The organism is Paenibacillus sp. Soil766, assembly GCF_001428105.1.
Taxonomy (GTDB): Bacteria; Bacillota; Bacilli; order Paenibacillales; family NBRC-103111; genus Paenibacillus_E.
This window is the reverse complement of sequence record NZ_LMSJ01000054.1, coordinates 303,028-329,443: the sequence shown is the minus strand read 5'-3', so window position 1 is coordinate 329,443 and position 26,416 is coordinate 303,028. Positions and strand designations below refer to the sequence as shown.

Sequence of the window (26,416 nt, the reverse complement as noted above, 5' to 3'; positions counted from 1 at the left end):
AGTGCTTACTTTTTTGGTACAATGTTGCTAACTTACTAGAGTTGTAAAGGAGAGAAGTTTGCATGCCGCCTATCCTCAAAAGTATTCTTAAATTAATCGTTGTAATTATCGTCATTGTCATGGGGTTTCAAGTTAACTGGCTTGTTGGGGTAGCTGCGATCGTGGCCATCATAGGTTATTTTGTTTATGTGAACCGATCTGCGATGTATGCTCAGAGGGGCAATCTGGCCTATATGAGAGGGGATCGTGAGCAAGCGTTAATTTGGATGGAAAAAGCGTATGTTTCGAAAGTTTTTCTACCTAAACATCAGATCGGATATGGCTATCTGTTAATGAAGACAGGTGATCTTGCCAAGGCTGAGCAAATGTTCGAAGAGGTCTTGCAATCAACGAATGCTGCAGATATCCGCATACAAGCGAAGCTCAATGTGGCCACGGTCTACTGGTTGAAGAACAAGCGGGACGAGGCTTTGAGTATGCTGCAGGAGCTCGCAAGCGAGGTTAAGAATACGCTGGTTTATGGGAATTATGGTTATTTTCAAATCCTGCAGGGTGACTTGGAAGCAGCACTTACCTATAATCTTGAGGCTTACGATTATAACGACAATGATCTAACCATTATGGATAATTTAGCGCAAAACTATTATATGCTCGGTCGTCTAGATGAAGCGGATGAGATGTACACCAAAGTAATCGCCAAAACGCCTAAGCACGCGGAGTCCTATTATTACTATGCGCGAACGCTTCAGCAGCTTGGTCGAATCAAGGAAGCACGGGAGCAGCTTGAAACGGCGCAGGGCAAGGAACTTGCCCTCGTTACTCCTTTAACGAAGGAGGATATTGCATTATTCGCAAGTCAGTTAGGCGATGACGCGGATAGTGAGATTAGTTTGGCAAAACTGGACTAATCTCATCGTATACCGAAGGGTTAACTCAAATAGAACCGTCAGGATGAACCTCTCCTGACGGTTTTCTTCTTGCCCGTTTTTTTTATCCAGATATCCGCTCATCGCGATTATAAGTGAGTTGTGATGGTGGTAAAGCAGCGTTCACTAACTTTTTAGCCCAGATGCAGTACCCCATACCTACATACGACAATCCCCAGAAGAAAGCAAAATATTTGTTATCGGCAATGGGCAGGAACATGGCGAGAATCATAATCAGCATGAGTGCGGGTACCCAACGAGGAAAAACTTTGGCCAAGAAAGTCAGGATCATGAACACCAAAGTGCCTCCGAGGAAACCAATCGTACCGAACATTTGCGAAATGTTAAACAGCAACCCTTCCGGTTTGACCGCAACTGCGCCGCCAGTAGCAAATTGGGACCATAGCATCGCTGTTGTTAGTATATTTCCAATGATGATGGCGAGAATCGTGATAAAACCGGTGACCCCTGTTTCACGGGATTGTACCAGGTAAAATGCGATGGAACCGACAGACATCAGAATGCAAGCAATTAAGCCTGTCGTCAATTCTTGTGTGCTATCGGTTCCCCAAATTAGTGAGGCAGGGGTCATCCCCATTCTTGCAATTCCTGCTAAAATACAAATCATGCCTAGCCATTTAATTACTTTTTGCTCAGCCATTTTTACTCATCCTCCAATTGATTAAGTGTATTGCTCTTGTGTTTAGATTACTGGATGGGAAATCATGGCGAACAGAGCATCGTATTCCTGATTTTCGGGAATATTTGCGGGAACGATTTGGGAATCGTCGGTTCAGAGACGGGAAATTGCTTAATATCCATATTCAGCAATCGTTCTAGCAAGCTATAATACAATCAGGTAAAGATTCATGAAGAAAGAATGGCGGTGTGAGAAGAATGTTAAATCTGAGCAAAGCAGGCAGTCAGGGAGCTGTTAACAAGCGGCAAGTGTTGTGGTCGATGCGGATGGCACAGTTTTTTGTAGTCAGCTTCAGCCTACTGACAGCTGTACTATATGTAAGTTTAATTCCAAGCTATTACAAGGTACTCGTAGGGAAATGCATCATGCAAGGCTGCGGTAATCTCGTTCCTGCCATGCCTTTGCCGGCAAATGGGTTTAACTTGGAGCAATTTGGACTGTTATTCGTACTTATTGATGTTTTATTTACCTTTGTTTTTTATATGACATCAGCGATCGTGCTTTGGAAGGGATTCCGGGAACCGATGGGGCTGGTGGCAGTCGTCGCGATGGTGTCTTTCGGATCATCTTTTCCATCGTTGGTCATGGCCGCATCCGATGGAACTGTTTTTACACATTATTGGTTCTTAGGTGTCTCCATGCTAAGTTGGGTTTCCTTGTCGTTGTTTCTCTTGCTATTTCCGAATGGCAAATTCGTGCCCAATTGGTCGCGTTTCGTTTTTATACTCATTATGATCGTGGATGCGATGACGCTCGTTTACGAAGGGCAGATGTGGGAAAAGTTTCATATCCCGCCTATATTCCAGTTATTCTGGTATGGTTCATCCACGCTAATTTTGATCTATTCCCAAGTCTATCGGTTTCGAAAAAGGGCTACTGCTGCCGAGCGGCAACAGACGAAATGGGTTGTTTATGGAGCTTCCATTGGCATTGTTGGATTCATTGGCATGAGTGCGTTGTTTGATCCTAGTCTTAATAATGGAACTGCAATGACTTATGTATACTTGAACGGTGTATTGAATGCCTCCCTTACAGCTATTCCCATTACCTTAATGTTCGCCGTGCTGCGGCAAAGACTGTGGAACATTGATCCGCTGGTCAAACGAACCCTGGTTTATGGGTCATTGTCAGTTTGCATCGTGCTCATTTATACCGTGACCGTCTTTTATTTAAGCCGTGTATTTCAAACGCAGGATCATTATGTCGCTTCGTTACTGGCAACCGCGGTTGTAGCAGTAGCTTTTGCTCCTCTGAAAGAATGGTTGCAGCGGCAAATAAATCGGCTAATGAAAGGCCGCCACGACGATCCTTACGCAGTGCTGCTTGAGCTTGGTAATCAGTTGATACAACCTCAGGATCCCGATGCGATGTTACATGCGGTTGTAAAAACGGTGAAGGATGCGCTTCGTCTTCCCTATACGGCAATCTTTACCGGTATCGGCGGACAGACGACATTAGTTGCTTCGGCTGGCAGCCTGCTTCATGAGCAACATGTCCTGCCGATTATTCATCGCGGGATAGAATTGGGAACGTTGCACATCGCCACCCGATCCGCAGGGGAAGTATTTACGGCGGATGACAACAAATTTTTGGATGTTCTCCTCAGGCAAGCTGGACCGATTGTGGAGAATTGGCATATGACACAGGGGATGAAGCTGCTCGCACAAGATCTGCAGGAGTCAAGGGAAAAGTTGGTGCTAGCGCGGGAAGAAGAGCGCCTGTACATTCGTAATAATTTGCACGATGACTTGGCGCCTAAGCTGGCTGCCCTGGCGCTGAATGCGGCGACGGCTCAAATTTATGTCGAGAAACAACCGAAAGTAGCGATTGAAATGCTGGCGGACTTGCGCAAAGTTATCCGCTCAACGGTGGATGAAATTCGCACGTTGGTACATGACCTGCGTCCCCCAACACTGGATGAGCTTGGGCTAATCGGAGCCATACAAGAACGGATTGCCCTTCTATCCAAGCCAACAGCAGTGCTTGCAGGGGAGAAAGGCGCCGAAGTGCTGGAGATTCAACTACATGCACCTGGGCCGTTGCCTACGCTTCCAGCCGCTGTTGAAGTAGCGGTGTATCGAATTGTTACGGAAGCGTTAGTCAATGTCGTGAAACACGCCAAAGCTACTTCCTGTACGGTAAGGCTAGAGGTGTCCGGAAACGGTCAGCTTCAAGTTGAAATTAGAGATAATGGCGCTCACTTTGCTCCTTTGTCAGTTAATCCAGTACCTGGGGGGAAAAGCGGGATTGGGCTGGTTACCATGCGGGAAAGGGCGGCTGAATTGGGGGGGCATTGTAACATAGATCGGCTTGCAGGCGGAGGGGCCAGGGTTATGGCAGTTATCCCTTTGTCTTGAACGTACATGAATCGGTGTAGAGGAGAATGACAGATGATGAGAATAATGATTGCAGACGATCATCCGATATTTCGAAGCGGTGTCCGAAATTTGCTTCAAACCACGGAAGATTTGATAGTCGTAGGAGAAGCGGCATCTGGAGATGAGGTTTTGGGGCTTGTGGAACAATGTCAGCCTGATTTGATTTTAATGGACATACGGATGCCAGGACTCAACGGGATTGAAGCGACCCAGTTAGTCAAAGAAAAGTATCCGCACATTCATGTGTTAATTCTCACCATGTTCCGAGACGACCAGTCGGTCTTTACCGCTATGCGTGTTGGAGCCAAAGGATATGTACTCAAAGACGCTGACGAGATCGAACTGCTTCAGTCTGTCCGTATGGTTGGCAATGGCGGCGCTGTCTTCAGCTCCGATATTGCGGCACGCATGATGCATTTCTTCTCGGAGCCGAGAACACTCAATCCTTCGGAACACCCAGCACTATCTGAACTGTCCAAACGTGAGATGGAGATTTTGGAGCGGATTGCTGAAGGTCACACCAATGCTCAGATCGGGACACGTCTAAATATAAGCGCCAAAACCGTTGCCAACTACGTTTCGATGATTTTGAATAAACTGCAAGTCGAGGACCGGAATGAAGCGAGCAGGATCTTGCAAGAATTTCGGGATGGTTAATCGACAATAGAAGTGTAAGAAAGAAGCCTCAGCCATGGAAATCATGGCTAGAGGCTTTTAGTTCGCAACGACAGTCGTTATATAATGGGCTGGCGGCTAGATATATTGTAAATTACGGTGCTTCAGGCAAATAGATGGATTTTATGTAGTTAAATTTCGGGATTTTTCGAGCAAATGTTCAATTAGATGGAGAATCTACAGTTAATTTCTTACAGTTTGCCAATATGGATGAAAAAATGTGATTTTAACTACATATTTTACAGTTAAATCGAGATTTCGAAGGAATTTCTCATAAATAGCTGTACATTTTCCAGTTAATACAAAGTGTAGTGTGCGTGTCCTCTAAGCCTATTCTACAACCCCACAAACGCCACAAACGCCACAAACGCCACAACCCCACAAACGCCACAAACGCCGTCTGGAATTGATACGTCTAAGGGACGGAGCCGTTTATTTCGTCGAGCTCACCTGCAACAGGTGAGCTTCTTTGGTTTTATTGAAATGGGTGAGCGTGAATAGATAATCACCCTTATAGTAACTGTTCTTGTACGCGCCGGCACCTGCGCCGACTTCAAGCTCCATAACGCTGTAGCCAGCTTCATTCGGCTCATTCAGCTTCTTGAACGTCTCGATGCCTGGCTGCAGCAGTGCTAGAGGTTTCGAGCCCCAAATGCTAAGGGAGGTGACTACCGCTTCCTTCGGGTTAGTCTTCGACGGCTCTACCAGCAACGACAGCTGGTAGGCCGGGTAGCTCAGCAGCAGCTTCACGCCTGCTGCTGGGGCAGCCCCCGCGCCTGCCGCATCGGCGGCAGGCAGCGCAGCAGCATCGGAGGCGTCTGCGACCGCCGCCTCCTGGCCCGCGAGCATGACGCTGTCATCCTGCAGCGTCACTTCCGCCGGTTTGCCCAGCAAGTCTTCGACTTTCTTGCTGGACAAACCGATGAAGCCCTGCAGGCTGACGGCGCCGCCTGCCCAGAAGCTCCGCAGCAGCGGCGCGCCGTCTGCGTCAAACACCGTGCCAAGGCCGTCATAGACGCTGGCCTTGAAATCCCCTTTGTAGACGAGTTTGCCTAACTCGTCATACGCTTCCCCAGCGCCAGTCAGGGCGCCGCTCTGGAACGCGCCTTTGAAGCGCGGTACGCCTTTTTCATCAAAAGAGGTACCCTCGCCATTATACAAACCAACCAGAAATTGGCCTTTATATTTCATCATGCCGTTAGGGTAGAACTCCGTGCCTTCGCCTGAGTAGCTGCCATTTTTGAACCCGCCTTCGTACAAGAGAATACCTTTCGCATCAAAAAGCTTGCCAGCCCCATTATACAAACTTGCAGAGAATTCTCCCTCGTATTGGGTAATTCCTCCCGAAGAGAAGAGCTTGCCAGCGCCATTATACATGCCGCCATTAAAGGCTCCTTCATAGAGCAAGTCACCGCTGGGTACATATAACTTGCCAGCCCCGCCGAATTTACCATTTTGAAACTCACCGATATAAATCACTTTCTGCTTCTCGTCGTACAACGTGCCAGCTCCGTTATAGCTGTCTGCGATGAAGGCGCCTTTATAGATCAGGTGTCCTTGCTCATCATAGAGCGTGCCGTTTCCGGCTTTCAGGCCTTTCTCGAAATCACCTTCATAAGCGAGTACACTGTTAGCGTGATACAGCTTACCTTTGCCGGAGTAAAGACCATCGACCAGATCGCCGACATAGCGAGCTTCTTTTTTATCTTTTTTCGGATCGACAACGACTTTACCATTACCCGAAAAGCTGCCTAACTTAGCTGTATTTTCCTGAAGTACAGGCACGCGGTTGAACCATTTATTAACGATCTTAGGTGGTCGTATAAAAATGAAAAAAATGAGAACAAGGATGAATAATACGATGAAGATGAGCAGTCTCTTGGAGATGTAGTAGGAGCCGATCAAAACGTAGTTTTTTAATGAGGATTCACGCGTTTGCAACATGACTCGCATCATTTGCTGAAATTTAATAATCGCTAGCTTAGGCAGCCTTCCTACGGTCAGGATGGCCTTCATAATATGTCCGATGAAAGGTGCTACGATAGGCTTCAGCACTTTCTCAATCGTTTTAATCGGCTCCAATGCTTTCACTCCTTATTTCAATTGTCAAAATAGTAGAATTTAGGGGACCTGAATCGTCATCTGACCAGGCTGTTGAACAGAAATAACACCGCCCCAGTTACACATGCATTTGGAGCTATTGTTAAGCGCGGGCATATTCGCGACAAGGACAGTCGGGGCTCCGGGTACCCAAGGGGCTGCTGTAACCGGGATGCAGGGCATCGGTGTCAGTACGCCTAAAGCTGCGGCTGTTGCCGCTGCAACCATCGGATTGGATGGAGAATTACACATCCCAAACGGCAGTATATTCACCATGGGCTTATTATCCATAATGTTGGCAATCGGCATCGCCGTCATGACCATATTCGCAGGAAGCACCATTAAAGAGCTAGGTGCTGCGCCGAACGTGCATTGCAGCATTGCTCCGCCGCATACGATATTCCCCATGATCCAAGCCCCTTCCTTGAAATTATTTCCCGTGCAATATTTCGGCAAAATATGCTTTCATCTTTCTTTTATACTACTAGAAAAGGTTATAGGCGGCAATCTAATCCTATATTCGCTAGATTTCGCTATTTTTCTCCAAAGAATGGATGCGAGAGTGGTAGAGATATTGTACTATAAAGAGAGAGAAGTAGGTGAGCGGAGGGGTTTATTCTGAATGATTTGAATATGGTGAAAATAGGGCTCGTAAGCATACTTGCGACATCCTCAATTCTGGTTGCAAATACTCAGGCGGAAGCTGCTGGGGTGAAGGCTTTAACCATGGGGGAGGCTATTAAGCAAGGGCTCCAAAAGAGTCCTCAGCTGCGCGATGCTAGAACAGATATCCTGAAGAAAAGAATCGAGTTAGAGCAAGCACAGCATACCGTTAACAATGAAGCGGCTAAAGCAGCCGGATTGTTCGCCAAGCCTCATAATTTAAGCCAGGATATTGGTACGCGTATGAAGGTGCCAGATGCTAGATCTCAGTTATATTTAGCGCAGGAAAATTTGCGGCAGCAAGCGGATTCAACTCGATATGAGATCGAGAAAAGTTATTTAACCGCCTATCAAGATGCTGTGGTTGAGGAGCGCTCTCGAAAGAAAGTTGAGGAAGCGAAGACATCCGTCGACACGGTACGTAAGAAGCGGAAATTCGGTCTCGCAGATGCTGCTGAACAGGACAAAGTGGACAAAATGCTAGAGAAGGCGGCTTCGGACTACAAACAAGCGCAATTGACGGCGAAGTCTAGTCGTTTGGCACTAGGTAAACTACTGCAGCTTGATATGGAAAATAAAGTGGAGCTTTCGTTTCAGCCCGATTACGCCGATTTGAACCAGAGCATGTTGCCTGCCTATCTATCGATGGGGCAGAAGACAACATTAAGCCTATTAAGAGATACAGAGTCTCGGCGTTTGGCGGATGAAAAGCTGAACACGACGCGTGATTTATATAGCAGTAAATTTGGCCCGGCGCGCATGAGGGTGATGGATGGGTTATTTAAAGAGCAAGAGATCGATATGGAGCTGTTTCAAGCAAGCTATGATGAAACACTTGGACGAGTGAAAGAGGATTGGCAGGGCTTTTTTATGCTGCTTGGGTTCATTCCAATTCCGAAATCACTGCTGCAAGGTGAATTTGATGGACTGCGCTATTTGGATGACCTGAAGAATGCATTACCACTTGCAACTATGGAACAGAATAAGGCGCAGCTGCAGGAAAAAGAAAGCCGAATTGCGGTAATCGCGGCTGTACGGCAATCTTTCTTGGAAGCTAAGGGAGCGGAAGAAGCTTACGCCCAAGCGTTGCGAGATAAAGATATTGCGGTAACTAATTTAGATAAGGCAAATCAAAAGGTGAAGCTGAGCTTGATGAAATCAGAAGAGCTTCAAGCATTTAAAGATGCGGTTGATCAAGCGGATCAACAAATTGTATCCGCACAAATTGCTTATAAAATGGTGCTTGGCAAGCTCGATCAAGGCACAGGCGGAGCTGTGAATCGTACGCTTCGCGAAGGGATTCTGCCCTATCGTGATCTCGATGACGGCTTGTCTCCGATGAAACCGCAGAAACCGAAAGCTCCATTGGGTACTTGGAAGCTGAAACCGGTGGTTGGACAACTGCTTAGCGATTTCAGCATAAGTGTAAGCAAGAAGCTGGGCGCAACGGACTACGCCGTATTTACTACAGACGGTAAAAAAGTTGGGAAACGGACGAAGATTAATAAGTCGTTGCGTAATTTGACGCTCAAATTTAGTCAAATTGATCAGATAAAGGTCGTGCTTTATAACAAAGGGAAAGTCATTCAGACGCTGCCGCTTGATGGTAAAGGGAGTACGGGACAGTTAATTGCAGCGAGTGCTGCGGACGGCGCGACTTCGGGAGACGCTAGCGGGAGTGCTGGAGCGGATGGCAGTGCGGGTACGGACGGACAAGCAGGAAGCAATGGCAATAATGGAAACACAGGAAGTACAGGAAGTACAGGAAACACAGGAAGCAATGGGAATCAAGGAAATGCTGGAAGTAATGGTGGCAAAGGAAATACAGGAGCCGGTGGCACCAATGGTGCTGGCAGTGGCTCATCTGCTGGACAGGCCGGCGTTGAGAACGGTGGCGACGATGGCAACGGGACAGATGACACCGCTGAGAATGCTGGACAGGGTGAAGACTCTGATGGTGAGAATGAAGGTTTAGGAACGGTCATTATCGGATCGTACAAAGTGAAGCTAGAAGCGTTGACACCTGAGGCTTTTAATGCGGCTACCGCTACAATGGCGTCATCAGGACAAGGGATGGTGTATCAATCGGATGCGCCAGGAGCTCCTTGGATTGGTATGGAGGATGTCTTAGATCCTAGCGCACTAACAAACCCATCAAGCTCTGCAGTTCTTTCTCAAAAAGCCGTTGATACGCTCAAGGTGACCGTTGAAATCAAGGAGCCAGGTGCCATTGCTTCCCTTGAGACGCCTGAGCAGCTTCAAGGTAAGATCGATACGCTAAAACAAGACATAGAGAAACTAGAAGCAGCCAAAACTACTGCAGTTGCTGCCATGAAGCTCAGCGAGATCGCAGATCTCGCCGTGCAAATCAAAGACGCGCAGGCCCAACTCGGCATGCTCGAGGCGCTGCTCAAAGGTGACGCCAAGGCCGCGCTCGCGCAGATGGCGCTCGTGAACAACCCGGACGCGCTGATCGCAGCGTTGTCCGAAGAAGACGCATCGCCGGCTGAGCCGGGCGATGGCAACTCTGGCGGCGACGGTACCCCCGCCGCCAACGGCCAGGCCAGCGAGGACCAGCTGGCCGCCCAAGCTGAGCTCCAGCAGCAGAAGCTGGAGCAAGCCCTTGCCGCCGGCGAGCCGGAAGCCGCTGCAGCCTTGCTGCAGCCCCTTCTCGCGACGCAGGCGCAGCTCGCGGATGCGCAAGTAGGCGCATCCGAGGGTCTGGCTTCGCTCGCAGCAGCGAAGCAGAAACTGCAGGCTGCGCTGAGCGAAGCGCAGGCTCAGCAGGACGCGGAGCGGGTGGCGACGCTGACCCGCTCGATCGAGGCCGTCGACTCAGCGAAGCTGTCGACGCAGAAGGCCGCGCTGTTCGCGAAGCTGGACGCGGTACAGTTGTTGCTGGCGGAGCTGCCAGCCAATGAGGCCGTACAAGCGCAGCTGGAACAGCAGGTGGAGAAGCTGCTAGGCGATCTGCAGCTCCAGGAGAAGACGAAGTACGCGCCGGAGGAACAGCAGGAACTTGCAGCAGTGGCAGAAAGCTTGGCGAGTATTACGTCTATCCCAGCTGCGACTGGTTCAGCTAATTCGGCTGAAGTTCCTGTCACCATTCAACCTCTTTCGGCAGAAAACGTGCTCTCTTCCAATATTTCTATCAAATTTGCCGCTCCGCCTGTTATAATAAATGGACAAGCCTATTTACCTATTAGATCCGTTTCCGAATCGTTTGGAGCGGCGGTAGATTGGGACCCGGAGAGCTTTACAGTCACGGTGAGCACGGAATATACAACCATTACAAGCTCTATTAATCAAGTTACTGCTTATATAGATGGGCAGCCTATCGTGATTGATGGACCATCTTTGCTGCTAGATGGTAGGACTTATGTGCCATTAAGATTCATTTCCGAGTCCTTAGGCCTAGGTGTCGACTGGAACGCAGCCATGCAAATCATTCAGATTACAAATTAAGAGGAGATTACAAGCGATGAAGAAATCGATTGCGGCATTGCTGCTCGTCTTGCTGCTACTGGGTGCTGCAGGTACTTATCTGGGCACACATCAAGATAGCATCCAGCTGTGGCCATGGAAGAAGAGCATGCCTTTCGACGGATTATCGAAGGCCATCTCAGACTCGCAGAATAACTTATTCGTCATCGATAACGCCAAGAAAACGATACATAAACTAAATGCTCAAGGTATTCTACAATTCTCCATTACTAGTGAAACAGGGAAGAATGGTGAAGTATATCGTTTTAACGATATGGCGGTCGATGATCAGGGCTATTTATATACCATTCGTACGTTATTAGATCCTTATGGGATCGCTGTGAAATCCGAACAAATTGTGCGCTATAAACCAAATGGTGAATTTGATCGCAGCCTATTCACTCAGGAATATGGGGATGCTCAGTTAAAGCGATACCGACTAGGCTCCTTGCGTAATGTGCAAGTGCACGAGGGTATGGTGTACTTTTTCAACGATGAAGTGAAGAAGTTATCTCTATACGAAACACCTGTTGGCAATAGTACAACCACTGAGCCTAAGCTCATGTATTCGATTACGCTTCCAGACAACAAATACGTGTCAGAAGCAGACGGATTTAAACCAGGTGAAATTTACTACTCCACGCGCAGCGGTGAAATTTATCGTGCTAATAGTGAGGGGCGCTCCGAGTTGGTCTATCCGCTTCCTGGGATCGATCGCACACGACGTAATTTCCCAGAGAGCTTCCTCTTGGACCATCAGGGACGGTTGATTTTCATTGATTTTAACTCGCGTATGATTACAAGACTGGATCCGAAACAACCTTATGTATTAGAGGGGATTGTTAACGACGAGAAGGCCAAAGCGAGCGGTGTAGAGCTTGCTTTTGACGCGACTACGAGCAGTATTGGTCCTGATGGCAGTCTGATTATCGTAGAGTCCGCTCAAATTAATCGCCGACTTCCCGATGGTACGATTACACCTTCCTTAGTTGAAGCAGAATTCAGTCAGTCTGCTCAAAACCATGCAATCCTGGTATGGTCGATATGTGTAGTCTTCATTTTACTGGTGTTGTATGCGATTAGAATTGTGTTTGTTAACCTATTTAAGAGACGCTTGCCGCTTATGATAAAGCAGATTTTCATACTCATACCGGTTGTTACTGTCGCTATGATTCTCCTCTCTACCGTCATTTACAACAGTTTTTCGAAGAAAATGGAAGAAGAGACGTTTAGTGAGTTGATTTTACTTGCCAAAAACGGGCAAAACCTTGTGGATGGCGATAAATTGGAAAGCCTCGCATCTCCTTTGGATTATGGAGGTACGACTTATCAATCCTTCCGTAAGAAGATTCAATCTGTCTTCGAGAATAATGCACTGGATGATAATCAAGGCTTTTATAAGGCTGTATACAAATACGAAAATGGTGTCATTTATCGCATAATGGAAGACGATGATGGCATGCATATGTTTAATCCATTCCAACAAACGCCTGAGAATCAACAGGTTGTACTAGAAGGCAAACCGGCAACAGGACAATGGGAGGATTTCTCTGGAGAATGGCGCTATGCCATTGCACCTATTTTTAATTCAGCGGGTAAAATTGTCGGTGTTTTCGAAACGAGTAAAAACCTAGATGGCTTGCTGAAGCATCGCCAATCCGTCCTAAACTCAATTATTCGGAATATCGCGTTTATCTCCATAGGCTTACTGCTTGTTCTGGTACTCATGACGTATGTTCTCCTCTCTTCCATTCGGAAGCTGCGTAACAGCGTAGGCGAAATTGCGAAAGGAAACTGGGATACTGTCGTTACAATTAATACACGGGACGAAGTGTCGGACCTGGGCGACAGTGTGAACACCATGGCTGCGCGGATTCGAGATTACATCACCAAGGTTGAAAATTTTAGTCAATCCTACTATCGATTCGTTCCACAGCAGTTTCTGCGCTTTCTGAACAAGGAGAGTATTCTGGATGTCGAGCTTGGAGATCAAGTGGAACAGCACATGTCCATTCTCATTTTTAACATCCGAGGATTTTACCAATTATCCAAAAGGCTGACGCCAGAGGAAAATTTTAATTTCGTCAATTCGTTCCTCAAACGATTCGGTCCGTATGTCCGCAAGCATGAAGGGCTTATGAATAAGTATTTGGGTGCAGGTTTTATGGCTTTATTCCCGAATCAGACGGATGAAGCGCTGTACGCTTGTGTGGAGATGCGGAAGGAGCTAGATATCTACAACTCGCATAGAATGAGTGTAGGTTATTCGCCGCTTGATTTCGGAATCGGGCTACATAAAGGACCGCTCCGCCTGGGTATCATTGGGGAGGAACAACGCTTGGAAGGAAATGTTATATCTGATGGAGTGAACCTAGCGACCATGCTGGAGAAGATGACTGAGCCGCTAGGATCATCCATTCTGATCACGGACTCCGTGGTATTGACCTTGGAAAAACCTAAAGACTTCCTTTATCGAGATCTTGGTTTGATTCAAGTAGATGGTGTGAAAGAGCCTCTTCACTTGTTCGATGTGTATCAAGGTGATGCAGAAACGATCCGTGCCCTGAAAGAGAAGACGAAAGCCTTGTTCGAGCAAGCTGTTACGTATTATCAGGTAGGACGGTTCTATGATGCACGCGAAGCGTTCTTGATGGTTATTAAACAGAATCGTCAAGATAAAGCAGCCCAATTGTATTTCTATATGTGTGATGAATATTTCCAAAAGGGTACGACTGGTGAATGGAATGGTACATTATCTGTTTCTTAAGATAATACTTATGAAGCTAGTTTTCTAACGAAAATTTTAAGGGGATTGTGAGATGGAAGTAAGTAATTGGACTGTGCATGAATTAACCAATGAGAAAGATGCGTTACGGATTACAGATTTCTATTTATCACCTGTTTCTTTCGATGATCAACGTCATACACCAGGCGAGTTAGATCATTTCCGTCATGCGCCAATGCTTAGTTTATCTCAGCGCAATCACCGGCATTGGTACATAGAGAATGAGACTGGTGACATAATCGCAGTGACGAGCTGCAAAGAAAATGAGCATCAATCCGGCGGATTTCTCTGGGATTACTTGGCTGTTCACCGGGAATATCGAAGACATGGATTTGCCAAGGTGTTATTCCAAGCATTAGAAACGTTTGCCCGTTTTGCAGAAGGACGTTACATTTTGACCTACACGTGTGATTTACCGGAATACCTCCCCATTCAAAAGATGTTCAAAGCTAATGGCTTCGAACTCATTGGTACGTATCCGAATTATTACTATGAAGGTGAAGCTAGACTAGCGTTTTATAAACCACTGTCCCCTTGACAGATAGACTAATAGATTGGACCTGATGATATGCAAGGAACCTTAAAAGGGTGGATGGGGCTGCGCACAGAAGACAGTCGTAAGCTTTGGATGATGCTGCCGATCTTTTACTTTAGCGGAATTGCGGAATCCTTGAATTACACGGCGTTCATGGCACTTTTTAATCAGCGCTTCGGCGTGCAATATTTGCCCTATATTTATATGGTTGAAGCTGCTATCATGCCGCTAGAAGGCTGGCTCTTAGCTAAACTGGCGAACCGACTGCCGAAGGCTAAGATGATGACGACGCTCTATCTCATTATGATGGGACTTCTCTTCCTGAACGGTGTTGTGCTCCTGGGATTCAAGCTAGGCGGCCTCGACTATCGATACTACTATCCAATTCTTTTCCTCACTTCTAACTTTGTCGTAAGGCAGCTAACCTTACTCCTGTGGAGTACAGCATTTGATCTGTGTCCTACGCAGCAGGCGAAGCGACTTATGCCCGTTTTTATCGCTGCTACAACGACAGGTGGAATTACAGCAGGGTTGTTGGCCCATCAGCTTGGCAAATTGCTTGGCACGGAAGCCGTATATGCACTCGCCCCAATTCTCATGGTATTCGGCTTTGTCTTCTTCCGAAGGGCACTTATGCGATATTTAGTTCCGCTTACACTGAAAGAAGATAAGAGATTGACTAGGGCCCAGCCAGTCCCTCTCACTGGTGAGGAAGAGAAGCAGCAAACTTCAGGCTACTATGCGAAACAGATGCTGCGAAGTCCCTTCCTGCTGTGTGCGGTTGCGCTGATGACACTGATGCCGGCTGTTTATTTTATGATGGAGTATCAATATTTTACGGCAGCGGAATATAAGTTTTCTAATGAAGGAGATTTGACCTCGTTTTATGGCTTAATCACAGCGATTCAATTTACGTTCTGCTTATTGCTACAAACGGTATCTACTCGCTTAATGAACTGGTTAGGCGCCAGTAATATTTTATTAGGCATCACAGTCATCTTCTTTGGCGGTTTTGGCCTCACAGCGTTATTCATGAATCAGTCGCTCGGATTGGTCATGGTTTCTGGATCTTATGCGGTTTTTTATATTTTGCTGTACTACATCGCAGAGCCTTGTTATCAGCTGTTCTTCAAAATGATGCCAATTTCCAAACGGGATGGCTATCGCTATTTCGCGCAAGGGGTTGCAGCATCTGGCGGTATTCTGATTGGCTCGTTCTTCTCTATGCTGTATTCGTTTGGTCTCCTTCAATTGTCGCCTCTGGCATGGCTAGGTGTGGTGATTGCAGGGATTCTAGTCGTTGTAGCGTGGTTCGGCCGGAATTTGTATATTCGTGAATTAGTCAAAAGCGTTCAATCCCTACACGGAGATTTATCTGAAATTGCGGGCTCTTTTATCGGGGGCATTCGCAGTTCCAAAGCCTTATCGGCTATTCTAGCCTATCTGAAACATCCGAATGATTACGTGCGGGAGCTAGCTCTCGAAATTATTGGTAAAGCCAAAGATTCTGCGTTCTTGCCGCATTTGATCCAAATGATTGGAGAAGAGAGCTCGCGGATTCGCATTGCGGTATTACGTGCGATGAACTTGCAAGGTGCCACGATTCAAGACCTCGTGCAGGTCGCCTCATTCCTGGAGGATGAGGATCCAGAGGTTCGTGCGGAGTGTGTGAAGTTGATTTCCAAGGCAACGCATTTGAGAAGTCAGTCTCATTTCTTTATCCGTGTGAAGCTGTTGGATACGCATCCCAAGGTCGTGCATGAAGGGGTCAAAGCCCTGTATGCCCTAGAAAGTGAAGAGAGCTACGCGGCTTGCGACGAAGCTATTATCAAAATGCTAGATACCGGCGGCGAATGGGCCGTCTATGGCTGTCATACCGTAGCTGATTTGAAACTGAATACGTACACGGATTGGGTCGTTTCTTTACTCGATGAGGAGCGTCCCGCTGTGAAGGTGGCAGCTGCGCATTGTATTGGTAAGCTTCAGCATGTGGAAAGCATCCCTATGATGCTGGGGATGGTCTCCATGGCGGATCAAGAGCTGCTCAAAGCCATTCTGCAAGCTTTTGTGGATATGGGTGATAAAGCACTGCCGATCTTGCTGGAGTATAGTCACCATCCGAATCCATTCATTTGGAATGCGGTTGTAACAACACTCGCTGAGCTACTAGATGAAAGCAGACTTCATTCCCTGCTCGCCCCACAATGTGCAGAGCGTCTGCAAGCATCAACTCAAGAGCGTGTATTGCCTGCTGCTTTAGAGAAGCTTGGCCTGACGGGTCTAGCAGAATTGGCTAAGGAACGATGTGGTGAGCTGCATGAGGCACTGATTGATGGAGCCTGGGCGGTCATGGCTAAGCTTGTTGATGAGCGGATCATTATGACGCTGCGTGAAGCCATTCAAGACGAGAATATCGAACTTCGTGAGAACGGATTAGAGGTCCTTGCGGAGGGATTAGGCGATCGTAAATTGGCCTATGCGTTATTAGACCAGTTAAAGCAACAAGGCGTGACAGATGTCATGGAGGGATTACAGCCGCTGGAACTGCTTCAAGAAGCAACAACATGGTCAGATAGCTGGCTTAAGGATATTTCCATCTACGCACTAAGCGCATTGGAGCGTGCTGATATGAAAGAAGAACGTAAATTTCTAACGATGTTGGATAAAGTGATTTTCTTGAAGCAAGTCAACTTATTCGCGGATTTGTCCGTCGATGAGCTAGGGTTAATTGCGGGTATTGCGACGGAAGAAGTGCACGAGGATTTAACTTACTTGTTGCGGCGGGGTGAATCGAACGCAGCCATGTATCTACTAATTGAGGGGCATGTTGAATTAAGCAATGAGACAGGTGTTGGAGAGACATCGACGATTGGTGTTTTGGGACCTAAGCAAGCGGTTGGTGAAACGACTGCGTTAGATGGCTCCCCGTCGTCTGTTACCGCACAGGTCATTTTTGATGAAGTACGTGTTCTTACCTTGCAAGGAGAGAGCTTGTCTCGCTTAGTGAGGTTATATCCGGAGATTGGGATCGGGATGCTACATGCATCAAGTGCAAGAGTACGATTGCTTGAGAACATGCTGTTGAAAATGTCGTAGGAGTGATCGTCTTGGGTATTGAGTCCATCGTATTGCGCAACGATTTACAAGAGCTAGAGCGTCTAGCAGCCTTTATCCAAGGCTTATCAGGGTCCCTCGGCATGGATGAGAAGGCTCTGTTTCAAATCAATTTGGTCTGCGATGAGCTCATAACAAACATTATTCTATACGGCTACCCATCTGATCAAAATGGGATGCATACAATTCGCCTTGATGTTGGGCAAACCCCCGATGGTTGGGAGCTTTGTTTGAGTGATCAGGGAATTCCTTTTAATCCACTGCTCAAATCCAGCCCCCGCACCGACCAAAGTATCGAAGAACGCGGAATCGGTGGGCTGGGTATCCACTTTGTCCGGCAAGTTATGGACGAACTTCGGTATGAACGTTTGAATGAGGAGAATGTTCTGCTAATGAGAAAGAATCGGATCCAAGAGGAGGGTGTTTCGTGAATATTACCGAGCAGGTGCAAGGTGACATTGTGGTAGTAAGTTTACAAGGCAGATTGGATGGGAATACATCGGCAAGCTTGGAATCGGCGTTCGCTAAGCTGGTGGAGCAAGGTAAGGGCAAGTTCGTATTTAATCTGCAAGGACTTGATTATGTGAGCAGTGCAGGACTAAGAAGCTTGCTGTCCGCTGCCAAAATGGTCAAGGTCATTCAGGGCAAGCTTGCGCTATCTCGTATGAATGAGCAAGTGAAGGAAGTTTTTGATATGTCAGGATTTAGCAGCATTTTCAAGCTATATGAGACGGAAGATGAAGCAGTTAATGCCATTAAATAATTCGACTAAAGTGAGTAGCACTTCGTTCGAAAGAACTTGTTAAGTTGGTTAATTACACGACATGCAAAGGAGCTGAGCTGGATGGAGATAGCCGTAGGTGTACTTGTTATCCTGTGTCTTGTGGCTGTCATCCAGTGGCAGCTTGGGAATCGTAAGCGTCACGCAGCAGAGCTGGAGCTCGAGCGTACGATGCAGCTTTTTGATGTGAGCCTGGAAGTGAACTCGACGATTCGTAAACAGGATTTGCTTGTTAAAATCATGGAAACCTCATCTCGCATCATGAACGCGGAGGCTTCATCTGTTATTTTGGTTGATGAGGACAAAGGTGAACTGTTCTTCGATCTTGCGCTTGGCGCCAAAGGTGATGAGGTGCGTGAAATCCGACTGAAGATCGGCGAAGGCATCGCAGGATGGGTCGCACAGACAGGGAAGTCGGTCAAGATTGACGATGCTGCGCGAGATGAACGCTGGTCGTCCAAGGTCGCGAAGCGCGTTGATTATCCAACCCGCAACATGCTCTGTGTTCCTCTTGTCAGTAAAGGGAAAATCATTGGCGTGCTGCAGGTGTTGAACAAGCGTGGCGATACACCGTTCACGGATCGAGACTTGCAGTTGCTGGAGTCGATCGCCTCACCGACGGCAGCTTCGCTAGAAAATGCGATGCTGTACGATGCACTCGAGAAGTCGGTACATGCGTTGAAAGTCACGACGGCAGCTAAGGAACGCATGGAAAGTGAACTGCGTATCGCAACAGATATTCAGATGGGGTTTCTTCCTCGGAAGAGCTTAAGTCTGCAAAGCCGTGGTGAGGATGCCACGCTTGGAACTTCCGCGTCGGAGACGCTCGGCGGCAGAGCGCAGGCAGATGCGGAGGCCATCATTCGACCCGCACGCGAAGTAGGCGGCGATTTCTATGATTATTTTCGCATTGACGAGAATCGTATGTTCTTCGTTCTTGGTGATGTTTCTGACAAGGGAATTCCAGCTGCTTTATTCATGGCGGTGACAATGACGCTGCTCAAAGGAAAGATGTCCGTGGAGTTGACTCCAGGTGAGCTGCTGACGGCTGTCAATCAAGAGCTGTATAAGGATGATTCGACTATGTTTGCGACGATTTTTTGCGGGGTATTGAACGTAGCGACAGGTCAGCTTTTATATAGTGACGGCGGTCATTGTCCACCCTATATGGTGAGGGCTAATGGTGAAGTAGAATTACTGAAGGGGAAAAAGGGACTCCCTCTTGGTGTTATGGACGATACGTTGTATATGGATAATGAGGTCATGTTAGACCTAGGAGATCGCATTATCGTGTATACGGATGGCATAACGGAGGCTGAAGACCAACTTCAGCACCAATATGGCTTTGCCCGCCTCAAAGATGTATTAGTGAGGGAGCAAGCAAGTAATCCTGGGTATTTGCTTAGTCAAATGGTGCAAGATGTGGATCTGTTCGCAGATGGTGCCGTTCAGTCCGATGATATTGCTGTGCTTATTATTGATCGCAATTCGCTCAAATAGTAAACTCCGCTTCATAGCGTTGTGATATAGTAAATTGACAGACTTCTTGCACAGAGGGACGGACATATAGACGTGCAGATCAGATTTGAATGAATGATTCCATTAAAAGCTCGCTAGGAGGGTTATGCCATGCAAAAATCCCATATTAACCGGCAACCAGATTCTTCTTTGCATACGAATCAAAAAAGTAATAAAACAAATTCTTCTGTATCCTCTGATCTGATGAACATTCAACGTGCTATCGGCAATCGCGCTGTTGGCAATATGTTGAACATTCAGACCAAGATGACCGTTGGTCCAGCTGGTGATGCATATGAGCAGGAAGCGGACCAAATGGGGAAACACGCGGCGGAGCACATTGCTTCTTCGGAGAGTAGTGGGGCTTCTAAACCAGATGTTCAGCGCTCAGAAGGTGCTGAGTCGGAAGAAGAAGAGCTGCAGATGAAGCCTTCTTCAGGAGAGTCGATCCAACTCTCAGAGGGCGGCGAGTCGGAGGAAGAGGAGCTACAGATGAAGCCATCAACGGAGTCGATCCAGCGCTCAGAGGGCGGCGAGTCGGAGGAAGAGGAGCTGCAGATGAAGCCGTCAGCGGAGTCGATCCAGCGCTCAGAGGGCGCTGAGTCGGAGGAAGAAGAGCTGCAGATGAAGCCATCAACGGAGTCGATCCAGCGCTCAGAGGGCGGCGAATCGGAGGAAGAGGAGCTGCAGATGAAGCCTTCTTCAGGAGAGTCGATCCAACTCTCAGAGGGCGGCGAGTCGGAGGAAGAGGAACTGCAAATGAAGTCATCGTCCGAAGGCGGATTTGAAGCTGGTGAAGGAATTGAGTCGCAGATTAAGGCCAAACAAGGCAGCGGCAGCAAAATGGATTCAAGCATTCAAGCGAAGATGGAATCTGCGTTCCAAACAGATTTCAGCAACGTAAACATACATAATGATTCAGAGTCAACTAAGATTAATAGATCGTTAGGCGCAGAAGCTTTTGCTACGGGCAATGACGTGTTCTTCAGAGAAGGCCGATACAATCCAGATTCACGCGAGGGGCAAGAACTGCTTGGTCATGAATTAACCCATGTTGTTCAACAGCGAGGCGGTAAGTAAAGCAAATAAGCAAGAAATATAACATGAAGGAGCATGGTAGAGATGCCCCAAGGAAAACAAGGCCAGACCAAACCAGCGAGCCCCTCGCATCAGCAAATGCAGCAATCGCTATCGGCTCCGACAAGTACGAGTACCTCGCAAATGTCACCTATGGGGACTAACGTCTTTATGCAGATGCAACGAACGGTTGGTAATCGTGCTACACAAGCTTACGCGAATCAGGTTATTCAGCGTAATAATTCGGGACAAGCGGCAACGGCGGCGGCTCCTCCAGTAAGGTTCCACCGAGCTAGAGCAACCGGACTAGCTCCGACACCAGTATCGACGGTTGCACCAACATCAACAGTTGCGCCAGCTTCACAGGTTGCGCCGCAGACTGCAGCACCAGGTCCTCAAGTGACGTTCCACCGAGCAAGAGCAACAGGCCTTGCTCCGGCACCAGCGTCGACGGTTGCACCGCCGACCTTAACGCGAACTGCAGGGACGGTCGCTCCGCCGGGARCGGCTACAGTGGCACCAGCGTCGCAGGTAGCACCGCCGACCTTAACGCGAACTGCTGCAGGGACGGTCGCTCCGCCGGGAGCRGCTACAGTGGCACCAGCGTCGCAGGTAGCGCCGCCGACCTTAACCCGAAATGCAGCTCCGCCAGTAGTTGCTTCTGCCTCTACGATGCATCCAACGGGTGATGATACGAAGGATAATGCAGACATGACAGCTGGGGTTGGCGGAGCGTTCTCCGACAGCTTCGGTAAACGTTCAGATGATTTGAAAGACTCCTACGATAAAACGAAGGATGCTGGAACAGCGCAACAGTCAGCTACCATGGGGGCCGTAGCTTCTACAGCAGATCTTGTGAGCGGGCCGTTCCAGATCATGAGTGCGATCAGAGAAACAATTATTGCTTCTCGTGAGCGACAGGATCATGATAAACGTTTTCAGTATGCAGGTACAGGATCGACTATGATTGAGGCAGGCGGTAAAATGGTCAGCGGCTCGGCTGGCCTCGTTGATAAAGCTGCCAAATCCACGGGTAAAGAAGATGGTGTTGGGGCTTCCTCATCCGTCAGTGACTACTCAGGGACAGTTGCGGAAGCGATCTCCGCAGTTAAGAATACAATTATGGCCGTTAAAGCGATTTATGATATGTATAAAAAGAGTGTGGACAATGGTGGTCTTGATAAAGGGGAAAAAGCTAGAGGCGTTATCGAGATCATTAGTAACGCGATCCAAGCTGCGCAATCCGGTATCAAAGTGGCCAAAGGCATCATGGATATCATGGAGACAAGTACAGCTAGCTTAACATCCGTTATACCAGGCGTAAGCATTGCCGTAAGCGGCGTGAAAATTGCTATCAAAACGGTTGATGTGATCAAAGCCGGTTTAAATCGCAGCGCGATGACGACGATGAAACGTGACTTCAAAGGCAAAGCAGAGAATGCCGATATTCTCAAAGAAAAACGTTGGTACACGCGAAATGCAGGTGTTGACAAAGCGAAGCTGGCTGCGAAAAAGGCGCAGTTGAACGCTGATATTGCATCAGGTGATCCAGCCAAAGTGGCCGCAGCCAATCAGCAGCTCGATGAAATCGCTAAATATGAATTAGCGAAAGAAATGAAAAATATTAACGTGAAGCGAACAGATCGTGGAGCTATTCAAATCGGTCTTGAGCTCACCAAAATTGCGGCAGATATTGCAACGCTTACAGGGGTAGGAGCACAAGTGGGGATGCCACTGAAAATCGTTGCTTCAGGTATTAGTGCAGCTATACCAATTGCCAGATCCTTGAAGCAAGCTGGACGTGATCGCGCATCGAAAGCTGGCGCATGGGGAATTACTAAGGCAGTCTTCAACGCGGATAAATCAACCGAGAAGAAGCTCGAGAAACGTGCGCATGACACGGATCTTATCTATGATATGTTCGATAAGCTCCCTGACTATGACGAAGCGGACGCAGCAGTTGTAACGCGATATAGACAAGTTTGGAGCTTCGTAGAAGCAGCTGGTATCAGCATTGAAGCTTTGAATCAATTCAAGGGCAATCCAACTAAGCTGAAAAGCGCTATTGTTGAAGCAATGGGTAAGAGAGAATAGGAGATTGAACAGATATGTTGACTGAACTTGCACACGCGCGCCACTTGGCGCAATTAGGGCAATTGAAAGAGATTTTGGATGGGGCAGAGCTCGCCACGAATTTATTAGAGAAGTCCGAAGCGATTCCGCTACATGTGCTAATGGCAGGCTTTCAAGAGGATAGCCAAGGAAGAGATCGTTTCCTTCATTTTAGCTTTTTGCCATTGAATGATGATGAAATTGTTGCCATTCAACTTCTACAGATTTACAGCACACTGCCGTTTCATCTGCAAGCAGATGCCCGTGAAGGTGTAGCCGCGCTCTTGCTCGAAATTAATACACGCTTGCCAATTGGCCATTTTGGTGTGAATGAGGAAGGCGAGATCCACTATCGTTATGTGTATAGCTTGTCGGCTTCGCGTACGTTCGAGAGTGATGAAGTGTTAGAAATTCTCACCCTATTCGTGTATATGTGTGATATGTTCGGTGAGCACATCGAGCAGGTTGCTAGCGGTGAAGCGGATGCAGAGCAGGTTATTCAGGCGTTAAGAGCATAGCAATGAACTGCAAAAAGACCTCCAAACCAACAGATTGTGGTTTGGAGGTCTTTTTCTTATTTACATGAATTTACAGAAGTGAGCTGAGTCGAATGTCCAGTCTTGCTGCTACACCAGCAGGATTGCTATCACTGCGTGGTCCGCCAAAGTTGAAGGCGATGATGACGATATCATTACGGCCGCGTCGTAAAAATCGTCTTATATTGAAGCTGCGTCCAGTGTTGTAGAAAGAAGGGGTGTTCTGTGGCGCGTCATAGACCACGGGTACACCGTTGATGATGACAACCGCGAAGTTATCAACGGATAAGAAAAGTGAAGCGCTCAGAATAGATCTTCGTTGCGAGAGCGAGAAGCGTGTCGAAATGACCGCATTCTCACTGTTCAGGTTGCCAGAGAACCAAACATAGTTAGCGTTGGTCACTGGTATCCATCCTGGGTTACGCGGAATTTCCTGAGCGTTGAACCAAGAGTTATCTGTACCAATTGAGATTGTTCTTTGGTTCGGAAATAAGCGGCCTGCTCCTAGTTTGCTGTGCTTCTTCAGTTGAGCATGGTATAGCAGCATAGCTTTCACTTTTGGGATGCCTGCGCTTCTTGGAAGTCGAACAATTCTACTCGGTTTTCCTGCGATACGTCGTTTATTAGTCATCTCGCCATCTCCTATCGGTATATGCACTACTTGCCAACTATTCTATGCTCGACAGATAGAATTGCATGGGTTGATAGATGATAGAGATAAAAATGTATGAGAACCCAATTCCCTAAACGCTCATTCCCTTGTAACGGAACTAAGGAAATCTAGTTGATGTGCCGCTATTTCCGCTCTATACTAGCCGTTTATTTTGATTTCCTAGGAAATATTTCGACTTATTTCACCTTGTTTTGCAGCAATTCAATGAACTGCTTACCCACATCTCCCATTTGTCCGCCTGCAGGGCGATTGCCTCCACCGAAGCCTCCGCCATTTAGGCCTCCTCCAGCATTTCCGCCACCACCAGCACCATTCGGTTTTTGGCCGCCAGCTTGTTGGCCACTTCCTGTCCCATCTGCTGCGCCCGCTTTAGGGGTAGCTGAAGCATCTGGCGCAGGAGATTTAGCTGCATCGCTGGAACCACCAGTTCGATTGCCTGATCCCTGGCCATTTTGCCCAGCATTGCCTTGTCCGTTTGGACCGCCGTTGCCGCCATTACCGCGATTACTCATGCGTGTTTCTGAATCGGTTAGGAAGGACTTCTGAGCATCAGTTAAATTTGCCAGCAGCTTCGTTTTATTATCATCGCTGAGTTCATTCTTCGTGACGATTTCCTGAGCGACAGGCAGCATGGCTTGCGCTTGCTCCTTCGTAATGGTCAAACCATCCGATTTATCCATCATGCTGAGCATTTGGAACGTACTGAAAAGCTGTCTCTGTGCAGAATTCATCGCAGGGCGATTTTGTTGGTTATTCTCTTGGCTATTACCTGCCGCCTTCTCCGTTTGCTGTACAGGTTGAGAGGTGCCAGTTGCTGCGCTTTGAGTGTCTGATTGATTCCCGCATCCTGCTAGAAGAATGGGGATCAAGATGCATATGCCTGCTAGTTTTTTCATACTCATACGTGTATGTATCACTCCTATTTTTTGTTTGTCCACGTTGTCATTGTACGATGTTATTATGAAAGAATAGCGAATAAATGCTGAAAGCCAGCTTAAAATTAGGGATTAAAATGCCATGTGGGAGGCGACACCTATGGAGTTTAGACCGATAGATGTGGAGAAGGATCGAGCAACGATTATAGCTTTTCGGAAAGATTCCTACGTGGATACGGTCGACGATTAGTGATGTATGCAGAAGGTTTCTTTGAGAAATATGCTGTGAAATCGTATCATTTACGTGTGGCTCCAACGAATTTGCCTGCGCTTCATTTGTACGAAAAATGTGGCTTTCGCCTCCTAGAAAAAGAAGAAGACCAACCTAACGCTGTATGGCGAATGGTCAAGGACCTCTAGGTCGGATGGCGCCACCACATCTATTAGTCGATCTTACTTTTTCACTAGAAGTTCTCGTTTTATTTCGGATAAATCGGACTATTTGTCTGCCAGAAGGCTACTCGCTACTGAAATGTGCAGGGTGTGTTAAGTGCGCAGGTAACTTCGTGTGCCTATCCCCTTTGGCGGCATTCACTTGAAACTGAGTAAGAAACAGGCTATCACTCAAATCTGCCCCACGAAGGTCGGCGTCTCTGAAATCGGCTCCGATCAGATCTGCTTTCCGCAGGTCGGCACCTCGTAGATCAGCTGCTATTAAATAGGCTCCTCGTAGATTGCTGGCCCGGAGATCAGCACCTTTCAAATTAGCACCAATCAGATCGGCGCCTCTCCCATAAGTTTTACGGCGTCCTTTGGTGGTTGGAAGTGCTTGAAGCGCCTCTTCGCGCACACGTTCGCTGGTTTGAAGAAGATGAGCATTTACGGCAGCGCGATGTGCGGCAACGTCCAAGTTGGCCAGGCTGTCGGGATCGAGGTTCGTGAGGCGTTCGGTTTCAGCGAGCAAAGCGCTTAGCTCCCCATGAATCTCCTCAGTTGATGGCCATTGTAAAGCTTCCGTCAAATACCAGAGCAGCTCATGAAGCTGGCGCATCAGCGGAAATACCTCAAACATTTGCTGCGCGGTGTCAGGCGCTTTCCGCCAATCCGTACCTCCGAAAGTGTGCTGCGAAACCTTCTGTCCCGCGCCGAAGCAGTCATACACGGTACAGCCTCGAAAGCCAATCTGTCGAAGCTGGGTGTGTACGCCACAACGAAAGTCGGCTTGCAGGTTCGTACAGGGTTGTCCAGCATCCTTATGGTTAGCAAAATCCGTTGAAGCTGCGTAGGGCAGCGCAACACAACATAAACCAAAGCAATTCTCGCAATCTCCTTGCATATGTAGGCGTTTACCAGCCGTTGTAACTTCTGAAAAGTTGTTATTCTCTAGCATAAATGGTTCTCCTTGTTTTGGTATTATTTATACATTATACAATGCGGCACCCGTATGCAAAAACAGGGACTTATGCTATAACTGGTGAAAAAGCT

Annotated in this window: 20 protein-coding genes; 14 read left to right on the top strand and 6 right to left on the bottom strand. The window is 47.6% G+C overall.

Annotated elements, in window-relative coordinates; all coding sequences use genetic code 11:
• Window positions 1-62: 62 nt before the first annotated feature.
• Window positions 63-908 carry a tetratricopeptide repeat protein gene (locus tag ASG89_RS30935; RefSeq protein WP_057315182.1) on the top strand — a complete coding sequence of 282 codons (846 nt, stop codon included), beginning with the start codon at window positions 63-65 and terminating at the stop codon, window positions 906-908.
• A gap of 82 nt (window positions 909-990) precedes the next feature.
• On the opposite strand, the gene ASG89_RS30930 is transcribed toward ASG89_RS30935, so the two are convergent.
• Window positions 991-1,587: a hypothetical protein gene (locus ASG89_RS30930; protein ID WP_057315181.1), complete on the bottom strand. Its 597-nt coding sequence runs from the start codon at window positions 1,585-1,587 to the stop codon at window positions 991-993.
• Window positions 1,588-1,823: 236 nt separating this feature from the next.
• Between ASG89_RS30930 and ASG89_RS30925 the strand changes: the two genes are divergently transcribed.
• Window positions 1,824-3,983 (top strand): ATP-binding protein, encoded by a 2,160-nt coding sequence (locus ASG89_RS30925; RefSeq protein WP_057315180.1) that lies wholly within the window; start codon window positions 1,824-1,826, stop codon window positions 3,981-3,983.
• Between the two features lie 33 nt (window positions 3,984-4,016).
• The gene (locus tag ASG89_RS30920) at window positions 4,017-4,661 is read left to right on the top strand and encodes a response regulator transcription factor (protein ID WP_057315179.1); all 645 of its coding nucleotides are present in this window, start codon (window positions 4,017-4,019) and stop codon (window positions 4,659-4,661) included.
• A 450-nt stretch (window positions 4,662-5,111) separates the two neighbouring features.
• Here the strand turns inward: ASG89_RS30920 and ASG89_RS30915 are convergent, their stop codons facing one another.
• Window positions 5,112-6,761, bottom strand: a complete 1,650-nt coding sequence (locus ASG89_RS30915; RefSeq protein WP_057315178.1) for an MORN repeat-containing protein — start codon at window positions 6,759-6,761, stop codon at window positions 5,112-5,114.
• Window positions 6,762-6,800: 39 nt separating this feature from the next.
• Window positions 6,801-7,187: a DUF4280 domain-containing protein gene (locus tag ASG89_RS30910; RefSeq protein ID WP_057315177.1), complete on the bottom strand. Its 387-nt coding sequence runs from the start codon at window positions 7,185-7,187 to the stop codon at window positions 6,801-6,803.
• A 225-nt stretch (window positions 7,188-7,412) separates the two neighbouring features.
• Here ASG89_RS30910 and ASG89_RS30900 point away from each other — a divergent pair, with 225 nt between their 5' ends.
• The 10 genes from ASG89_RS30900 to ASG89_RS30855 all read left to right on the top strand — a co-directional run bounded on the left by ASG89_RS30900 (window position 7,413) and on the right by ASG89_RS30855 (window position 23,365).
• A complete protein-coding gene (locus tag ASG89_RS30900) occupies window positions 7,413-10,907 on the top strand; it encodes a stalk domain-containing protein (RefSeq protein WP_057315175.1) in 3,495 nt (1,164 codons plus the stop codon).
• Between the two features lie 16 nt (window positions 10,908-10,923).
• The gene (locus ASG89_RS30895; protein ID WP_057315174.1) at window positions 10,924-13,692 is read left to right on the top strand and encodes an adenylate/guanylate cyclase domain-containing protein; all 2,769 of its coding nucleotides are present in this window, start codon (window positions 10,924-10,926) and stop codon (window positions 13,690-13,692) included.
• 52 nt (window positions 13,693-13,744) lie between these two features.
• Window positions 13,745-14,248, top strand: coding sequence for a GNAT family N-acetyltransferase (locus tag ASG89_RS30890; protein WP_057315173.1), 504 nt, complete (start codon window positions 13,745-13,747; stop codon window positions 14,246-14,248).
• 54 nt (window positions 14,249-14,302) lie between these two features.
• Complete coding sequence (locus ASG89_RS30885) at window positions 14,303-17,341, top strand: MFS transporter (RefSeq protein WP_057315172.1); 3,039 nt, start codon at window positions 14,303-14,305, stop codon at window positions 17,339-17,341.
• An 11-nt stretch (window positions 17,342-17,352) separates the two neighbouring features.
• Window positions 17,353-17,790 carry an ATP-binding protein gene (locus tag ASG89_RS30880; RefSeq protein WP_057315171.1) on the top strand — a complete coding sequence of 146 codons (438 nt, stop codon included), beginning with the start codon at window positions 17,353-17,355 and terminating at the stop codon, window positions 17,788-17,790.
• Window positions 17,787-18,122, top strand: a complete 336-nt coding sequence (locus ASG89_RS30875; RefSeq protein WP_057315170.1) for an STAS domain-containing protein — start codon at window positions 17,787-17,789, stop codon at window positions 18,120-18,122. The genes ASG89_RS30880 and ASG89_RS30875 overlap by 4 nt, the downstream gene beginning before the upstream one ends.
• Before the next feature lie 81 nt (window positions 18,123-18,203).
• Window positions 18,204-19,640, top strand: a complete 1,437-nt coding sequence (locus ASG89_RS30870) for a PP2C family protein-serine/threonine phosphatase (protein WP_057315169.1) — start codon at window positions 18,204-18,206, stop codon at window positions 19,638-19,640.
• 129 nt (window positions 19,641-19,769) lie between these two features.
• Window positions 19,770-20,738 carry a DUF4157 domain-containing protein gene (locus tag ASG89_RS38010; RefSeq protein ID WP_057315168.1) on the top strand — a complete coding sequence of 323 codons (969 nt, stop codon included), beginning with the start codon at window positions 19,770-19,772 and terminating at the stop codon, window positions 20,736-20,738.
• A gap of 42 nt (window positions 20,739-20,780) precedes the next feature.
• Entirely contained in the window at window positions 20,781-22,829 is a 2,049-nt protein-coding gene (locus ASG89_RS30860; RefSeq protein ID WP_057315167.1) for a hypothetical protein, read from the top strand.
• Between the two features lie 14 nt (window positions 22,830-22,843).
• Window positions 22,844-23,365: a YbjN domain-containing protein gene (locus ASG89_RS30855; protein WP_057315166.1), complete on the top strand. Its 522-nt coding sequence runs from the start codon at window positions 22,844-22,846 to the stop codon at window positions 23,363-23,365.
• A gap of 70 nt (window positions 23,366-23,435) precedes the next feature.
• On the opposite strand, the gene ASG89_RS30850 is transcribed toward ASG89_RS30855, so the two are convergent.
• Together ASG89_RS30850 and ASG89_RS30845 are read right to left on the bottom strand one after the other, a co-directional pair.
• The gene (locus ASG89_RS30850) at window positions 23,436-24,014 is read right to left on the bottom strand and encodes a hypothetical protein (protein WP_057315165.1); all 579 of its coding nucleotides are present in this window, start codon (window positions 24,012-24,014) and stop codon (window positions 23,436-23,438) included.
• Between the two features lie 218 nt (window positions 24,015-24,232).
• Window positions 24,233-24,958: a hypothetical protein gene (locus ASG89_RS30845; protein WP_057315164.1), complete on the bottom strand. Its 726-nt coding sequence runs from the start codon at window positions 24,956-24,958 to the stop codon at window positions 24,233-24,235.
• Window positions 24,959-25,183: 225 nt separating this feature from the next.
• Between ASG89_RS30845 and ASG89_RS38785 the strand changes: the two genes are divergently transcribed.
• The gene (locus ASG89_RS38785; protein ID WP_082593713.1) at window positions 25,184-25,351 is read left to right on the top strand and encodes a hypothetical protein; all 168 of its coding nucleotides are present in this window, start codon (window positions 25,184-25,186) and stop codon (window positions 25,349-25,351) included.
• 97 nt (window positions 25,352-25,448) lie between these two features.
• Here ASG89_RS38785 and ASG89_RS30840 read toward each other — a convergent pair whose 3' ends face one another.
• Window positions 25,449-26,321 carry a pentapeptide repeat-containing protein gene (locus tag ASG89_RS30840; RefSeq protein WP_082593712.1) on the bottom strand — a complete coding sequence of 291 codons (873 nt, stop codon included), beginning with the start codon at window positions 26,319-26,321 and terminating at the stop codon, window positions 25,449-25,451.
• Between the last annotated feature and the right edge of the window lie 95 nt (window positions 26,322-26,416).

Excerpts from the sequence above, each read along its gene's own strand:
- ASG89_RS30855 (WP_057315166.1), top strand. The coding sequence starts at position 22,844 with ATGTTGACTGAACTTGCACACGCGCGCCACTTGGCGCAATTAGGGCAA.
- ASG89_RS38010 (WP_057315168.1), top strand. The coding sequence starts at position 19,770 with ATGCAAAAATCCCATATTAACCGGCAACCAGATTCTTCTTTGCATACG.
- ASG89_RS30885 (WP_057315172.1), top strand. The coding sequence starts at position 14,303 with ATGGGGCTGCGCACAGAAGACAGTCGTAAGCTTTGGATGATGCTGCCG.
- ASG89_RS30895 (WP_057315174.1), top strand. The coding sequence starts at position 10,924 with ATGAAGAAATCGATTGCGGCATTGCTGCTCGTCTTGCTGCTACTGGGT.
- ASG89_RS30850 (WP_057315165.1), bottom strand. The coding sequence starts at position 24,014 with ATGACTAATAAACGACGTATCGCAGGAAAACCGAGTAGAATTGTTCGA.
- ASG89_RS30935 (WP_057315182.1), top strand. The coding sequence starts at position 63 with ATGCCGCCTATCCTCAAAAGTATTCTTAAATTAATCGTTGTAATTATC.
- ASG89_RS30890 (WP_057315173.1), top strand. The coding sequence starts at position 13,745 with ATGGAAGTAAGTAATTGGACTGTGCATGAATTAACCAATGAGAAAGAT.
- ASG89_RS38785 (WP_082593713.1), top strand. The coding sequence starts at position 25,184 with ATGTATGCAGAAGGTTTCTTTGAGAAATATGCTGTGAAATCGTATCAT.
- ASG89_RS30920 (WP_057315179.1), top strand. The coding sequence starts at position 4,017 with ATGATGAGAATAATGATTGCAGACGATCATCCGATATTTCGAAGCGGT.
- ASG89_RS30925 (WP_057315180.1), top strand. The coding sequence starts at position 1,824 with ATGTTAAATCTGAGCAAAGCAGGCAGTCAGGGAGCTGTTAACAAGCGG.
- ASG89_RS30900 (WP_057315175.1), top strand. The coding sequence starts at position 7,413 with ATGGTGAAAATAGGGCTCGTAAGCATACTTGCGACATCCTCAATTCTG.
- ASG89_RS30840 (WP_082593712.1), bottom strand. The coding sequence starts at position 26,321 with ATGCTAGAGAATAACAACTTTTCAGAAGTTACAACGGCTGGTAAACGC.
- ASG89_RS30930 (WP_057315181.1), bottom strand. The coding sequence starts at position 1,587 with ATGGCTGAGCAAAAAGTAATTAAATGGCTAGGCATGATTTGTATTTTA.
- ASG89_RS30870 (WP_057315169.1), top strand. The coding sequence starts at position 18,204 with ATGGAGATAGCCGTAGGTGTACTTGTTATCCTGTGTCTTGTGGCTGTC.
- ASG89_RS30845 (WP_057315164.1), bottom strand. The coding sequence starts at position 24,958 with ATGAGTATGAAAAAACTAGCAGGCATATGCATCTTGATCCCCATTCTT.
- ASG89_RS30910 (WP_057315177.1), bottom strand. The coding sequence starts at position 7,187 with ATGGGGAATATCGTATGCGGCGGAGCAATGCTGCAATGCACGTTCGGC.